The organism is Lysinibacillus sp. NPDC058147, assembly GCF_042884205.1.
Taxonomy (GTDB): Bacteria; Bacillota; Bacilli; order Bacillales_A; family Planococcaceae; genus Lysinibacillus.
In genome coordinates, this window is sequence record NZ_JBHVUJ010000009.1 from 1 (window position 1) to 14,562 (window position 14,562).

13 protein-coding genes are annotated in these 14,562 nt (G+C 37.6%); 3 read left to right on the forward strand and 10 right to left on the reverse strand.

Annotated features, from left to right (window positions below):
* Positions 1 to 307: 307 nt before the first annotated feature.
* A complete protein-coding gene (locus ACFVT8_RS20675) occupies positions 308 to 1,192 on the reverse strand; it encodes a nucleotidyltransferase-like protein (protein WP_387085246.1) in 885 nt (294 codons plus the stop codon).
* Between the two features lie 209 nt (positions 1,193 to 1,401).
* Here ACFVT8_RS20675 and ACFVT8_RS20680 point away from each other — a divergent pair, with 209 nt between their 5' ends.
* Positions 1,402 to 1,752 (forward strand): YgzB family protein, encoded by a 351-nt coding sequence (locus tag ACFVT8_RS20680; protein ID WP_132363284.1) that lies wholly within the window; start codon positions 1,402 to 1,404, stop codon positions 1,750 to 1,752.
* A 25-nt stretch (positions 1,753 to 1,777) separates the two neighbouring features.
* Here ACFVT8_RS20680 and perR read toward each other — a convergent pair whose 3' ends face one another.
* The 3 genes from perR to bcp form a co-directional block, all read right to left on the reverse strand.
* Positions 1,778 to 2,221, reverse strand: a complete 444-nt coding sequence (gene perR, locus ACFVT8_RS20685; RefSeq protein WP_049668868.1) for a peroxide-responsive transcriptional repressor PerR — start codon at positions 2,219 to 2,221, stop codon at positions 1,778 to 1,780.
* 113 nt (positions 2,222 to 2,334) lie between these two features.
* A complete protein-coding gene (locus ACFVT8_RS20690; protein WP_387085243.1) occupies positions 2,335 to 3,279 on the reverse strand; it encodes a D-2-hydroxyacid dehydrogenase in 945 nt (314 codons plus the stop codon).
* A complete protein-coding gene (bcp, locus tag ACFVT8_RS20695; protein ID WP_387085241.1) occupies positions 3,276 to 3,752 on the reverse strand; it encodes a thioredoxin-dependent thiol peroxidase in 477 nt (158 codons plus the stop codon). Before bcp ends, ACFVT8_RS20690 begins: the two co-directional genes overlap by 4 nt.
* 131 nt (positions 3,753 to 3,883) lie before the next feature.
* Here bcp and ACFVT8_RS20700 point away from each other — a divergent pair, with 131 nt between their 5' ends.
* Positions 3,884 to 5,170 (forward strand): glutamate-1-semialdehyde 2,1-aminomutase, encoded by a 1,287-nt coding sequence (locus ACFVT8_RS20700; RefSeq protein WP_387085239.1) that lies wholly within the window; start codon positions 3,884 to 3,886, stop codon positions 5,168 to 5,170.
* Positions 5,171 to 5,362: 192 nt separating this feature from the next.
* The gene (locus ACFVT8_RS20705) at positions 5,363 to 6,451 is read left to right on the forward strand and encodes an FUSC family protein (RefSeq protein WP_387085237.1); all 1,089 of its coding nucleotides are present in this window, start codon (positions 5,363 to 5,365) and stop codon (positions 6,449 to 6,451) included.
* Positions 6,452 to 6,504: 53 nt separating this feature from the next.
* Here ACFVT8_RS20705 and nikC read toward each other — a convergent pair whose 3' ends face one another.
* The 6 genes from nikC to ACFVT8_RS20735 form a co-directional block, all read right to left on the reverse strand.
* Entirely contained in the window at positions 6,505 to 7,398 is an 894-nt protein-coding gene (gene nikC, locus ACFVT8_RS20710; RefSeq protein ID WP_387085235.1) for a nickel transporter permease, read from the reverse strand.
* Positions 7,399 to 7,413: 15 nt separating this feature from the next.
* A complete protein-coding gene (locus ACFVT8_RS20715) occupies positions 7,414 to 8,418 on the reverse strand; it encodes an ABC transporter permease (protein ID WP_387085233.1) in 1,005 nt (334 codons plus the stop codon).
* A 243-nt stretch (positions 8,419 to 8,661) separates the two neighbouring features.
* On the reverse strand, positions 8,662 to 10,278 hold the full coding sequence (locus ACFVT8_RS20720; RefSeq protein WP_387085231.1) for an ABC transporter substrate-binding protein: 1,617 nt from the start codon (positions 10,276 to 10,278) through the stop codon (positions 8,662 to 8,664).
* A gap of 21 nt (positions 10,279 to 10,299) precedes the next feature.
* Complete coding sequence (locus tag ACFVT8_RS20725; RefSeq protein ID WP_053483077.1) at positions 10,300 to 11,289, reverse strand: ABC transporter ATP-binding protein; 990 nt, start codon at positions 11,287 to 11,289, stop codon at positions 10,300 to 10,302.
* On the reverse strand, positions 11,264 to 12,277 hold the full coding sequence (locus ACFVT8_RS20730) for an ABC transporter ATP-binding protein (RefSeq protein WP_387085257.1): 1,014 nt from the start codon (positions 12,275 to 12,277) through the stop codon (positions 11,264 to 11,266). Before ACFVT8_RS20730 ends, ACFVT8_RS20725 begins: the two co-directional genes overlap by 26 nt.
* A gap of 380 nt (positions 12,278 to 12,657) precedes the next feature.
* Entirely contained in the window at positions 12,658 to 14,403 is a 1,746-nt protein-coding gene (locus ACFVT8_RS20735) for an ABC transporter ATP-binding protein (protein ID WP_387085229.1), read from the reverse strand.
* Positions 14,404 to 14,562: the final 159 nt, after the last annotated feature.

Consider the following 14,562-nt stretch of genomic DNA (forward strand, 5'->3'; position numbering starts at 1 on the left):
ATGTCCAAAATTTTGTTTCGTTCACCAACTCAAGGTTAGCTACTAAAAACTTTATTGATTACGTTTTGCTTGTTCAGTTTTCAAGGTTCATGTTGAAGTCGTTGTTTTTCAGCGACTTCTTAATATTAACATTTAACTCAATTCATGTCAACAACTTTTTTAAAAGTTTTTTTCGTTCGTTGAGCTTTTTTGTTATGTCTTAGCGACAATTAATATAATACAATATCAACAAATTAAAAGTCAATAACTTTTTATAAAAAAATATCGAGGTATTTTTCATACCTCGATTACTAGCATACTACAGTCCTTATTCCATTTCTAGAGCTTCTTTATTTACCTTGTAATGACGGTGGAATATCATTTCACTTTTCGCAACGATAGGTACAATTTGAATATAGCCTTTGTCTACTAAATATTCTACAAACACTTCTAAATCAACTGAGTAATTCATGAGCTCATCATGATCGTGCAATTCCTGAATTGTCCAAGTCTCTTTTGTCTGCATTACTTCTAAAATATGTTGAGCGCCGTCCCGAGTACGTGAATGTATTAAAAACTCACTTGCTAAAAACAATAATTCTAACCGTTTTTCTATCGGTTCATTACTTGTAACAAGCTCCTCGTATAATTTATAAATCGCTGGTTCTATTTTTTTCACCTGTGCCCAAACAGTCACTTCAGGATAAAGTCCACTATCAATGATGGATAAACGGCCCAAATGATGTAACGAATCTACTACATGATTATAAGCATCGAGATAGCTACCCTTATCAAAGTATTCTTTCCCTTCTAAGTAACGTCGAATTAACTTTGAAAATTGAATGCCAGTTTTGATTTTACGACCACTAAACGGAAACTCCTGTAATTCAATTTTTAATTTATGAAGAAATTCATTACGATCAAATAATACTCTACCGAAGAAAATCCAATCGACCACTTTTTTATTTGAACCAATAAGTAGCCATTTTCGTATTGTTTTCTCAGTAACTGTATGTAAAGCTACTTTATTTCCTTCATATAAGTAATGTTTCGTAAAGACTGGCTTTTCTGCTTCCTTTACAATAATAAGTAAGACTGTATCAAATGTATCTGTAACATTACTTTTTTCTTCACGTTTTCCCACTAAAATAACGCCTAATGTATTCGACTGACTTGCACGTTCCTGGTATATCGGACGCAAAACTTGTTCCATGTTCAGTCCCCCTCTATTTACTTGTTACCTTTTAACTTCATTCAGTGGATATCACGGATTTTCACCGTACTCAATTACACCAATGCGAAATTGATTTCGTTAAAATTTCGACATACTCTAAAAGTATTCCTTCTTTCCACATTATCAAAGCTAAAATACTTTGTTCTTATATGTTATAGTAGATTTTAGATTGGGAGGCAAGATGATAAATGAAACCTTACAAAAGTAAAATTAATAAAATCCGTTCATTTGCATTAGCACTTATTTTTATCGGCTTTGTAGTTATGTATGGGGGAATCTTCTTTAAAAACTATCCTATTCTAGTATTAATTTTCATGACTCTTGGTGTACTTTGTATTATTGGTAGTACAGTCGTATATGCATGGATTGGACTGCTTTCAACAAAAGCTGTTCAAGTGGAATGCCCTAATTGCCATAAGCACACAAAAGTATTAGGTCGTGTAGATATGTGTATGTACTGCAATGAACCGTTAACACTGGATCCTACTCTAGAAGGAAAAGAGTTCGACCAATCTTATAATAAGACAAAAAAATCCTAGCCCCCATTTAAGAGCTAGGATTTTTTTATTGTACTTTTGCAGATACATCTTTACACGATGGACAAGTGCCGTAAATTTCTAAACGATGCGCATGCACATCAAAGCCTGTTACTTGTGATGCAAAATGTTCAATTTCATCGAGACCAGGATAATGGAAGTCGACTATTTTGCCACAGCATTCACAAATCATATGATAATGATCGTTTGTAACGAAATCGAAGCGACTTGAAGCATCACCAAAAGTTAGTTCTTTTACTAGACCAACTTCACGAAATACGCGAAGGTTATTATAGACGGTCGCTACACTCATATTTGGGAATTTCCCTTCAAGTGCTTTATAAATTTCATCGGCAGTTGGATGTGCCATTGTTTGAATTAAATATTCCAAAATAGCATGACGCTGAGGAGTAATACGAACACCAGTTGTTTTTAACGTGTCAAGTGCATCCTGTAAATGCGTTTCAGACATCGTCATGCACCTCTTCCATAAAGATTATTAATTTATAATTGTTATAATTAGTGTATCGAATTACTCTTACTTCTGTCAACAATCATACACATTTCAGTTTAATTAGGATTAATTCAATAACCTCTGGATAAATCCATCATATTTTCTAAATCCGTTTCACCACGTAACCACTTCTCTAAACTTGGCTTGAAGATCTCTAAGCTACGCTCAACATAACGTGATGAATGACTTGAAATATGTGGGGACACAATGACATTCGGGAAAGTCCATAAAAGATGATTCTCAGCTAGAGGCTCTTGTTCAAATACATCTAAAACAGCATAACCAATCTCATCTGCTTGAATGGCATGGATTAAAACATTTTCCTCTACTAAGTTTCCGCGACCAAAATTCATGAAAATGGCATCATTTTTCATCGCTTTAAAATGTTCTTCTTTCAATAAATGTGTAGTCTCTTCTGTTTTAGGTAATACAGAAATGACAATATCGGCCTTAGGTAAAGCTCCGATTAATTGATCAAAACTCACCATCTCATGCATATATGCCGCTTCGTTCCCTGAACGGTTACAGCCAATTGTCATAACTCCAAATGCTTGCAATAAGCGACCTACTTCCGAGCCAATAGCTCCGGGCCCTAAAATAAGTGCTGTACTATCCCTCAGCTCGGTTTGTTTCGCTTTTTTTGACCATTCACTTTTCTTCTGCTGTTCATACATCCAAGGCAGTGCACGCTTAATCGCTAAAATGTGGGCAAGCATTGATTCTGCCATTGGTGTTTTATGAATGCCACGTACATTCGAAACTACTATCCCTCGTTCAATAATGGCTTGAGCTGGCATTTTTTCAATTCCCGCTGAAGCTACAAAAATCCATTTAACCTTCGTCGCATACTGAATATTTTCATCATTTAAATCTTCACCATATGTGACAAGTACATCCGCTTGTTGTAGCTCATCGTTTGATAAACCATTTTCAAAAACAAAATCAACTTGTGGAAATTCTGCTACTAGTGGCTCACGTAAATCTGGTCTTGGTTCAAACGTAAAATAAATTCTCATTTCGTCGCCTCCCATTCTGCTAAATATGTATATACTTCTTCAATATGATTTTTCACACGTACTTTTCGCCAAGCCTTTAAGAGATTTCCTTCTGTATCAATTAAAAATGTCGAACGTTCTATCCCCATATATTCACGTCCATACATCTTCTTCAATACCCACACGCCATACACCTCCGCTACTGCATGATCCTCATCCACTAATAGCGAGAATGGTAACCCGTGCTTATCTATAAATTTGGTATGTTTTTTTGCCTCGTCAGGACTAATACCAAGTACAACTGCATTTAATTTACTAAAATCCTCGTGCTTGTCACGAAAGTCACAAGCCTCCGTCGTACAGCCTGGTGTCATATCTTTAGGATAAAAATATAAAATAACATTTTGTCCTTTGAAATCCACTAACTTTACTACTTCTTCTTTTTCATTTATAAGGGAAAAATCAGGTGCTTTTTTACCTTCTATTAAAGCCATATCAATCTCCTCCTCTGTACGCTCTATTTTACTCTAAATAGCAAAACAAATCATATCCCTTAATTTCTTTGGATTTCTTGCACTGATAGGTCTACAATAGATGAAGTATAAAGATTTAGGAGGCAATATATATGAATCACACAAAATCTGAAGCAGTACACGCAGAAGCGCTACAGCATATCGTAGGTGGTGTAAATAGCCCTTCTCGTTCTTATAAAGCAGTTGGTGGAGGTTCACCTGTTGCAATGGCTCGCGGGAAGGGTGCTTATTTTTGGGATGTTGATGGCAACCGTTATATCGACTATCTAGCAGCTTACGGTCCAATCGTTACTGGTCACGGTCACCCACATATCGCAAAGGCTATTACACACGCGGCTGAAAATGGAACTTTGTTTGGGACTCCAACTGAATACGAGGTTACTTTTGCTAAAATGTTAAAAGAAGCAATCCCATCTATGGATAAAGTACGCTTTAATAACTCTGGTACAGAAGCTGTTATGACAACAATTCGTGTTGCACGTGCTTATACTGGCCGTACAAAAGTTATGAAATTCGCTGGTTGCTACCATGGTCACTTTGACTTAGTACTAGTAGCTGCTGGTTCTGGTCCTGCAACATTAGGCACTCCAGACTCAGCAGGTGTTACAACTTCTACAGCAGAGGAAGTTATTACTGTACCATTTAACAACCCTGAAGCATTTACAGAAGCAATGGATAAATGGGGCGATCAAATCGCAGCTATTTTAATAGAGCCTATCGTTGGAAACTTCGGTATTGTAGAGCCTAACCCTGGCTTCCTAGAATTAGTTCATGCTACAGCAAAGGAAAAAGGTGCATTAACTATTTACGATGAAGTTATTACTGCTTTCCGCTTCCACTATGGTAGTGCTCAAACCTTATTAGGCTTAACACCTGACCTAACTGCACTTGGTAAAGTAATCGGTGGTGGTTTACCGATTGGTGCATACGGCGGCCGTAAAGAAATTATGGATACAGTTGCTCCACTTGGACCTGCCTATCAAGCAGGCACAATGGCAGGAAACCCTGCATCTATGCAAGCTGGAATTGCCTGCCTAGAAGTATTACAAACTCCTGGAATTTATGATGAAATGGACCGTCTTGGAGCCATTTTAGAAGAAGGTATCTTGGCTGCAGCAAAAAAACATGATGTAACAATTACTGTTAATCGCCTTAAAGGTGCTCTGACAATTTACTTTACAGATGTGAAAGTAGAAAACTATGAGCAAGCTGAAAGCTCAGACGGTGAAATCTTCGGACGCTTCTTTAAATTAATGCTTGCACAAGGCATTAATTTAGCTCCATCAAAATATGAGGCTTGGTTCTTAACGACAGAGCATACAGAAGCAGATATTCTTGAAACAATAAAAGCGGTAGATATTGCGTTTTCACAATTGTAATTTGTAAATGTAAAGGCTAAACGCTTAATGAGCAGTGCAATTTAGAATAGTGTCTAAGATTAACTTTTAAAGACGACTCCCTGTGAGTCGTCTTTTTCTTTAAATGACATACAAATCTATGTATTTTATGGGCAGTTCCTTCTATAATGTAAGGAAGCTTAAAATTTTAGACAGAAAGGACATCCATTTTCTATGAAATTAGGTGCCCGTGTATTTAAAACTGGTGTTGCAATTGTGTTTGCACTATTTATTGCTGAGTTGCTAGAGCTACCTTCACCTGTTTTTGCAGGAATTGCAGCTATCTTTGCGATTCAACCATCTATTTATCGCTCCTATCAAACAATTGTTGAGCAAGTACAAGCTAATATTATAGGAGCTACTATCGCGGTCATTTTTGGCTTGCTTTTTAGTCACCATGTAGTAGCAATTGGCATTGCAGTCATTGTTGCTATCGGTATAATGTTGAAATTTAAACTTGAAAAATCGTTGTCTCTAGCACTTGTTACAGTTGTAGCTATTATGGAGTTTCAAGGAGATGACTTTCTTACATTTGGTCTTATTCGTTTTGTTACCATATTAGTTGGGGTGTTAGCAGCATTTGTTGTCAATCTGTTCTTCCTACCACCAAAATATGAAGTAAAGCTTTTCCGTAAGATTTACTTTTTACAGGATGATATTATCCGATGGACGCGACTTGCTGTTCGCCAGGCATCTGAGCATACTTCTACAAAAGAGGCATTAGGCAAATTTAAGTCACGTATGCAACGAGTTGACACACTGTATGATTTTTATAAGGAAGAGCGTAATTACTTAAAAAATAAAAAGTATGTAAAAGCACGTAAATTAGTTGTTTATCGTCAAATGATTACAACGTCAAAGAAAAGTTTAGAGCTGCTTCATCGTCTTCATAATCATGAAAACGAATTAGCACAGCTACCGACGCAGTTTCATTTAATGATTCAAGAGCGACTTGATTTCTTGCTAACTTACCATGAGCAGCTACTATTAAAATATACAGGGAAATTAAAGCCCGAACATTCCGAGTGGAGTAAAAACATCGATTATGTTCAGCGCAACGAGTTAATGGAAATATTCATTAAACAGATCAGTTATGCGCATGAGGAAGGTGATACAGAATTCTCGAGCTATCATTTGCTTTATATTTTATCGCGTATTTTAGATTACGAAGAAAACCTAGAGCATTTAGATACGCTCATCGTTTCGTATCAAACTCATCATGGCCATGAAATCAATGTGGAGTTTGAAGAAGAATTCATTTAATAGTTAAAAAGAGCGAGGGGTTGGCATTATCTCCATCCCTTCGCTCTTTTTTATTAACTTTTCATTTTCGGGTCAAGTGCATCACGTAGACCGTCACCCATTAGATTAAAGCCAAGAACCGTTAGCATAATAGCCAAGCCAGGGAAAATCATCGTCCAAGGCGCCTTTAATAAATAGATACGGGCATCCGCTAGCATTTTCCCCCATTCCGGTGCTGGTGCTTGAGCTCCTAATCCAAGGAAGCCCAGTGCTGCCGCTTCAATAATCGCTGTCGCTATCGCTAGCGTTCCTTGCACAATGATTGGGGTCATCGAGTTTGGCAAAATATGCGAGAACAAAATTCGTGAATCACGCATTCCGATGGCCTTTGCTGCTACGATGTATTCTTCTTCTTTAACACTTAATACTTTCGAACGAATTAAGCGCCCGAAATTCGGCACGTTAATAATGGCAATGGCAATCAATGCATTTTGTAATGATGGTCCAAGTACTGCTACTATCGCAATAGCTAGTAAAATACTAGGGAATGCTAACAGAATATCAAAAATACGCGAGATTATCGTATCAATCCATCTTCCATAATAACCCGCTATAATGCCAAGGAAACTACCTACAATTACAGAAAGAATAACCGAAAAAAAGCCTACCTTCAAAGAAATACTAGCCCCGTGTATAACTCTAGAGAAGATATCCCGCCCGAAGTCATCTGTTCCAAACCAATGTTCACTTGACGGTGCTAATAAACGATTCGAAAGATTTTGTTCATTCATTCCTTCAGGAGCAATCATCGGGCCAACTATAGCAAGTATAATAAAAAATAGTACAATGCCTGCACCTACTAGGGAGATTTTGCTCTTTTTAAAGCTACTCCATCCTTCTCTCCAAGGACCTGCCGCTCGTTCACGACTTGGTGCAGCTTCTTTTTTTATATCTATCGCTCCAGTCATTATCGCTTCTCCCCTCTATTTGTATTTAATCCGTGGATCTATTACTGTATACAGTAAATCCACAATTAAGTTAATCATGATAAAAATAAATGCAATTACTAAAATACCTGATTGAATAACAGGATAGTCTCGGAAGCCAATGGCATCATATATATAACGACCAATGCCTGGCCAGCTGAAGATTGTCTCTGTTAATATGGCACCCCCTAGCAGTAATCCCGTTTGCAAACCGATTACTGTTAGCACTGGGATAATTGCATTTTTTAATGCATGCTTATAAACGACAATAAACATTTTTTGCCCCTTTGCTCTGGCGGTGCGTACATAGTCAGAGCGCATTACTTCAAGCATAGACGATCGAGTCATTCTTGCAATAATCGCCATCGGAATTGTCGCGAGTGCCATGCCAGGTAATACTAATCGCTTTAATACTTCAGTAAATTGATCAAAGCGGCCTTGTATGAGCGTATCCAGTAAATAAAAATGAGTAATGGTGGTTATTGGATCTCGTACATCTTCTCGACCTGATGTCGGGAACCAGCCGAGCTTATCACTAAAAGCCCATTGTTCCATTAAGCCCAACCAGAAGACTGGGACAGACACCCCAATTAAAGCAACTACCATTGCCACATAGTCGAACCAAGAATTTTGGAACCAAGCAGAAATAATACCTGCATTTACTCCTACTATCACTGCGATAATCATGGCAAATAGCGCTAACTCAGCTGTCGCCGCTAAATACGGAAAAATTTCCTGTGATACAGGTAATTTAGTACGTAATGATACTCCTAAATCCCCCTGAAAAACGCCACCTAAATAACTAAAATATTGTGTATACCACGGCTTATTTAATCCTAAACTTGCGTTTAACGCTTCGACCGCTTCTTTCGTTGCCTGCTGTCCTAAAATTACTTGCGCTGGATTACCAGGAATCGCACGAATTAACATGAAAACGATAAAAGTCATTCCAAGCAAAACTGGGATTAATTGAAACACACGTCTTCCCATATAGTGAAGCATCTTCTTCACCCCTCTGTTATTTTCATAAAATACTTTTTCATCAAAAGCATTGAAGTCTCAACGCATACTGTAGAAAGGGTCAGCCTTCACCAAACGGTTTTAGATGATTGGTCTTTCATACAGAAAAAATATTTCTATCTTGTAAAAAGAATCCGCTAGATTTCTACGGCTTACCCGCAGAAAGCAAGCAGATTCTTTAAAATTTCCTCTTAAATCAAAATTGTAAGAATAACCCTTTTATGCCTACTTCATATCTACATTAGCTAAACGGTCAGAACCTGTTGGATGTGCAATATAGTTTGTAACTTTAGTGTTAGCAGCTAAAATTGGAGTAGAGTGAGCAAGCGGAACCCATGGCGCATCTTTAGAGATGATCTCTTGTGCTTGCTTGTAAAGTGCATTACGCTTGTCCTCATCAATTTCAGTTTGTGCAGCCACTAAAAGTTTGTGTAATTCTTTATTGTCATAGAATGTATAGTTGTTAGAACCAATGTTATCCCCGTCTAATAAAGTGTAAAGGAAATTATCCGCATCTCCGTTATCACCTGTCCAACCAAGTAAGAATGCATCTGCTTCACCGTTTTGCGCTTTTTCTAAATACGTAGCCCATTCAAAAGATACAATTTCAGATTTGATTCCAACATCATCTAGATTTTTTTGGATTGCTTCCGCAATTTTTTTACCATCTGGCATATACGGACGTGGTACAGGCATAGCCCACAGCTGAATTTTTTTACCATCATAGCCAGCCTCAGCTAATAATGCTTTAGCTTTTTCTGGATCATACTCATAGCCTTTAATGTCATCGTTGTAGCCTGAAATTACTGGAGGCATAGGATTTTTCGCTGGTACCGCTAAGCCTTCATAGAATGCATCTACTAATGCTTGTTTATCGATTGCGTAATTTACTGCTTGACGAACTTTTACGTTGTCGAACGGTGGACGTGTTACCGTTAGTCCAAGATAACCAACATTCATAGATGGACGTTCGATTAATTGTAATTTTGCATTGGATTCGATTGAAGATTTATCAGAAGGACTTAAACCATCAGCAACATCAATATTTCCTGCTGTTAAATCAGTTAAACGTGCAGAGTTATCTGGAATTGAACGATAGATTACTTTATCTAATTTTGGTAAACCATCAATATAGTAATCTGGATTTTTCTCAATAGTAATTGCATCATTACGTACCCAGCTCACAAATTTGAATGGACCCGTACCTACTGGATTTGTAGATAATCCTTCTTCATTTGCTTCAAAAGCTTTTGGAGAAGCAATTGCAAACGGAGACATTGCTAAATTTTTCAGGAAAGGTGCCTGTGGCTGGCTAAGCTTGAATACAACAGTATTATCATCTTTAGCCGTTACCGATTCAATCACTTGCTTGTCACCTACTACAAATTGGGAGCTGTAATAAGGGTGTTTATCAGCGCCAGCTTTCCAGCGTTCAAAATTTTTAACAACTGCTTCTGCATTGAAATCAGTGCCATCATGGAATTTTACACCTTCTTGAAGATGGAATGTGTATGTTAAACCATCTTCTGACGGCTCCCATGATTTCGCTAAACCTGGTTGAATTGTTACATCTTTCTCACCAAAGTTCACTAATGTTTCATATATATTTGCAGTAACCGTGAATGATTCACCATCAGTTACAACTGCAGGGTCTAGTGCTACTGAATCACCACCACGACCATAAACTAATATTTTTGGTCCGCCACTGCTAGCTTTATCGCCACCACTTGAAGTATCTTTACTACCCGCATCCTTAGTATCTGAGCCACCACAAGCAGCTAAGATTGTCGAAAGAACAAGGATAAGCATTACACCCAAAGTCCAAAGCTTCTTTTTTTTCATTAAATTTCCCCCTAAGTTTTTTTATATCATTGAATGTTGGATAGCATCATATAGATGGCAAGCAACATAATGACCCGGTTTCACTTCTTGCATTTTCGGAACTACTTGAGAACATTCTTCTTTTTTAAATGGACATCTCGTATGGAAAGTACAACCGCTTGGCGGATTCGAAGCACTCGGAATATCTCCAGAAATAATGAGCTGTTCACGTTCAAACGTAGGATCTGGAACAGGTACCGAGGATAGCAGTGCCTGAGTATATGGGTGAAGGGGCTCAGCATATAAATCCTCGCTTGCTGTCAACTCCACTAATTTCCCCAAATACATTACACCTACACGATTACTAATATGGCGTACAACCCCTAAATCATGGGAGATAAATATATAAGTAAGCTTTAAGTCCTTTTGTAAGTTTTGCAATAAATTCAATACTTGAGCCTGTATTGACACATCGAGTGCAGAGACAGGCTCGTCGGCAATAATCAAACGCGGATTCGTCATCAGAGCACGGGCAATGCCGATTCGCTGTCTTTGACCACCACTAAATTGATGGGGATACCGTTTCACATGATATTCATTTAACCCAACAATTTCGAGAAGCTCTAAAACCTTCTGTTTCCGTTCCTTTGCATTGCCCATCCCATGAACAATAAGAGGCTCCTCTAGTATTTTTCCAATATTATGCCTAGGATTAAGCGATGCATAAGGATCTTGGAAAATCATTTGAATATCTCTACGGGCTTTGCGCATTTCATTGTTAGATAATTCAGAAATCATTTTACCTGCGAATTCAATCTCGCCCTCTGTTGGCTCAAGCAATCGCATTAAAAGTCGGCCAGTTGTTGATTTACCACACCCGGACTCACCAACAATACCTAATGTTTCTCCTTCAAAAACTTCAAAGGAAACATCATCCACTGCCTTTACGTCTCCAACCTGTGTATTCAAGACACCCTTCCGAATGGGGAAATACTTTTTTAAACCATCAACTTTCAACAACACTTTCGACATGGTGCTCCACCTCCTGTTTCTCTAGTAAAAAACATCTCGATTTATGCTGCTCTGCTGCTTCATATAAAGGTGGTGTTTCTTGTACACAGCGATCCATCGCAAATTCGCAACGCGCTGCAAAACGACAGCCTTCCTGAATACTTCCGGGCTTTGGTACACTGCCTGGTATAGAGTAAAGGTTGTCCTTTTTATAACGCATATCAGGGACAGATTTAATAAGTCCTTGTGTATACGGGTGCTTTGGATTAACGAATATCTCCTGAATAGGTGCCTCCTCTACAATCTGACCTGCATACATTACAATAACTCGCTCGCATGTTTCTGCTACAACGCCTAAATCATGTGTAATTAATAGAACAGCTGTATTTAAACGTTTATTTAAATCTTTCATAAGCTGCAAGATTTGAGCTTGAATCGTAACATCTAGTGCAGTAGTCGGCTCATCAGCAATCAATACCTTCGGATCACAGACAAGTGCCATTGCAATCATGACCCGTTGCCGCATCCCCCCAGATAGTTGATGTGGATAATCTTTTAATAATTCCTCAGCACGCGGTAAACCTACTAGTTTCATAATTTCAATTGCCCTTGCAAATGCTTCTTTTTTCGACCATTTTGGATTATGAATTAAAATCGCTTCTTTTAGCTGATCCCCAATTGTAAACAAAGGATTTAAAGATGTCATAGGCTCCTGAAAAATCATCGCCACATCTTTCCCACGAATTTTCTGCATTTGTTTATCAGATAATGGTACGAGATTTTCGCCATCTAATAGTATTTCTCCACCTGTTATTTTTCCAGGTGGTGACGGTATTAATCCCATAATGGACAGTGATGTAACACTTTTTCCACTTCCTGATTCCCCTACAATCCCTAAAATTTCTCCCTCATGGACAGAAAAATCGATATCATCTACGGCAGGAATTTGCCCATCATCTGTAAAAAAGGTTGTCTTTAAACCTTTTATTTCTAGCAGCTTTTTTCTCATGATCATTCGCACCATCCCACCCATATTTTTACTTAATTATATTATCTATCACTCAATTCTCTATTTTCAGATAATTCTAACCAAAAAACTTCGCTCTTTCAATCATAATTATTCTGCAATTAACATAGATTTTCTACATCGTTCGAGTTTCGTATTAAGAATATCTTATTAATCGATAATATTTTATAAATATAACAAGAAAATAGCCTTCCAATTATTTAAAATAGAAGGCTATTTTTAGATTATTCATGGCCAAAAGATGGAGATGACATGACGCTTTCGCTATTTATTGCCTCGATGTTCCCAGAAAAGCGCCCAGTCGGAACGGAAATCAACTCCACGCTATGATGGTGAGTCAGATTTTTTCTATTTAGGGTGTATCAATCTAAATGTTGCACTTGGAATAAATTAAAGTAAGTCCCCTCTTTTTGCATCAATTGCTCGTGCGTACCACTTTCAATTAATTGTCCATGATCTATAACAAAAATTTTATCTGCATGCGTAATCGTAGAAAGTCGATGAGCAATTATAATGGTTGTGCGTTCATGTGCAAGTAAATCTAATGATTCTTGAATAAGTGCCTCACTTTCTAGATCCAATGCAGAGGTTGCTTCATCAAGAATTAAAATAGGTGGATTTTTTAAAAATACACGGGCGATTGCTACTCGCTGCTTTTGCCCACCTGATAACTTCACACCGCGCTCTCCGACCTTTGTGTCATAGCCATTTGGCAAACTCATAATAAAATCATGTGCATTTGCCGCTTTTGCAGCAGCAATGACCTCTTCATCAGAAGCATTTGGCTTGCCCATTAAAATATTCTCTTTTACCGAATCACTGAACAAAATATTATCCTGTAACACTATTCCAATTTGTGAGCGTAAAGAATGTAATGATACATCACGTACATCATACTCATCAATAGTCACTGCGCCACTTGTTGTGTCATAAAAGCGAGGAATCAAGCTAATGATCGTTGATTTTCCTCCACCACTCATTCCTACAAATGCAACCGTCTCTCCAGGATTAATCGTGAAATTGATGTTGTTTAAAATTTGTGAACCATCTTCTTCATATTGAAAGTTCACATTATCAAAGCGGACTTCACCCTTTACTCGAGGTAACTCTAACGCATTCGCCTTGTTTTTTATTTCATAAGGTTCGTCTATTAATTCAAACATGCGGTCCATTGATGCAATGGACTGAGTTAACATAGTTGATGAACTTACAAGTCGACGAAGTGGACCGTAAAGTCGTTCAATATAGGCAATAAAGGCCACCATCGTCCCGACTGAAAGATCTCCATTAATTACCTGATAACCTGCATAAGCAATTACTAGGAGTGGTGCTACATCCGTGATTGTATTCACCACTGCAAAGGATTTAGCATTCCATTTCGTATGATCCAATGCTTTCTCTAAAAATTCACCATTTGCTTCATCGAATAATTTTTGCTCATGCTTTTCTAGCGTGAAGCTTTTAATAATACTCATTCCAGCTACACGTTCATGTAAATAACTTTGCACCCCTGCAAGTGCTTGTGACCGTTTACGTGTTAAAGACCGAAGTTTACCAAAGAAGTACTTCACGCTAAATGCATAGAACGGGAACGCAACTAATGCTACTAGCGTAAGCTTAACATCCATGGCAAACATAATACCGATAGCAATAACAATTGTCGCAAGGTCAAGCCAAACATTCATCAAACCTGTCATGATAAAGTTTTTTGTTTGTTCCACATCATTAATCACTCTTGAAATAACATCGCCAGCTCTTGTATTTGCATAGTATCTTAAACTTAGTCGCTGTAAATGTGCATATATTTGTTTTCGAATATCGAAAAGCACCTTGTTGCTGACATGTTGAGCAAAATATTGACGGTAATACTCAATCGGTGGTCGAATAATAAAGAATACAATGATCGTACCACCTAACCAATAAAACAGTTCTTTTGTCTTCTCTGCATCCGTTAGATGATCTGCACCGATAATATCATCTAACACAATTTTTATGAGTAATGGGATAAATAACGGAATCGCAAATTTCACTATACCAATTATAATCGTTAAAATAATCTCCCATGTATATGGTTTTACAAATCTCATATAACGCTTTATACTACTCAATTTATTATCACATCCTTTTTTAAAAAGCTTGCTCTTATGTAAATTAAGCAAGTGAAAAGTACTTCATTTCATCCAAAATGAAACACCTTCTATTACTTCCCACATAAAAAGAAACAGACATCCACAAACTGAATGCCCAAACGTATTATAGCAATATTT

Excerpts from the sequence above, each read along its gene's own strand:
- ACFVT8_RS20675 (WP_387085246.1), bottom strand. The coding sequence starts at position 1,192 with ATGGAACAAGTTTTGCGTCCGATATACCAGGAACGTGCAAGTCAGTCG.
- ACFVT8_RS20680 (WP_132363284.1), top strand. The coding sequence starts at position 1,402 with ATGAAACCTTACAAAAGTAAAATTAATAAAATCCGTTCATTTGCATTA.
- perR (WP_049668868.1), bottom strand. The coding sequence starts at position 2,221 with ATGTCTGAAACGCATTTACAGGATGCACTTGACACGTTAAAAACAACT.
- ACFVT8_RS20690 (WP_387085243.1), bottom strand. The coding sequence starts at position 3,279 with ATGAGAATTTATTTTACGTTTGAACCAAGACCAGATTTACGTGAGCCA.
- bcp (WP_387085241.1), bottom strand. The coding sequence starts at position 3,752 with ATGGCTTTAATAGAAGGTAAAAAAGCACCTGATTTTTCCCTTATAAAT.
- ACFVT8_RS20700 (WP_387085239.1), top strand. The coding sequence starts at position 3,884 with ATGAATCACACAAAATCTGAAGCAGTACACGCAGAAGCGCTACAGCAT.
- ACFVT8_RS20705 (WP_387085237.1), top strand. The coding sequence starts at position 5,363 with ATGAAATTAGGTGCCCGTGTATTTAAAACTGGTGTTGCAATTGTGTTT.
- nikC (WP_387085235.1), bottom strand. The coding sequence starts at position 7,398 with ATGACTGGAGCGATAGATATAAAAAAAGAAGCTGCACCAAGTCGTGAA.
- ACFVT8_RS20715 (WP_387085233.1), bottom strand. The coding sequence starts at position 8,418 with ATGCTTCACTATATGGGAAGACGTGTGTTTCAATTAATCCCAGTTTTG.
- ACFVT8_RS20720 (WP_387085231.1), bottom strand. The coding sequence starts at position 10,278 with ATGAAAAAAAAGAAGCTTTGGACTTTGGGTGTAATGCTTATCCTTGTT.
- ACFVT8_RS20725 (WP_053483077.1), bottom strand. The coding sequence starts at position 11,289 with ATGTCGAAAGTGTTGTTGAAAGTTGATGGTTTAAAAAAGTATTTCCCC.
- ACFVT8_RS20730 (WP_387085257.1), bottom strand. The coding sequence starts at position 12,277 with ATGAGAAAAAAGCTGCTAGAAATAAAAGGTTTAAAGACAACCTTTTTT.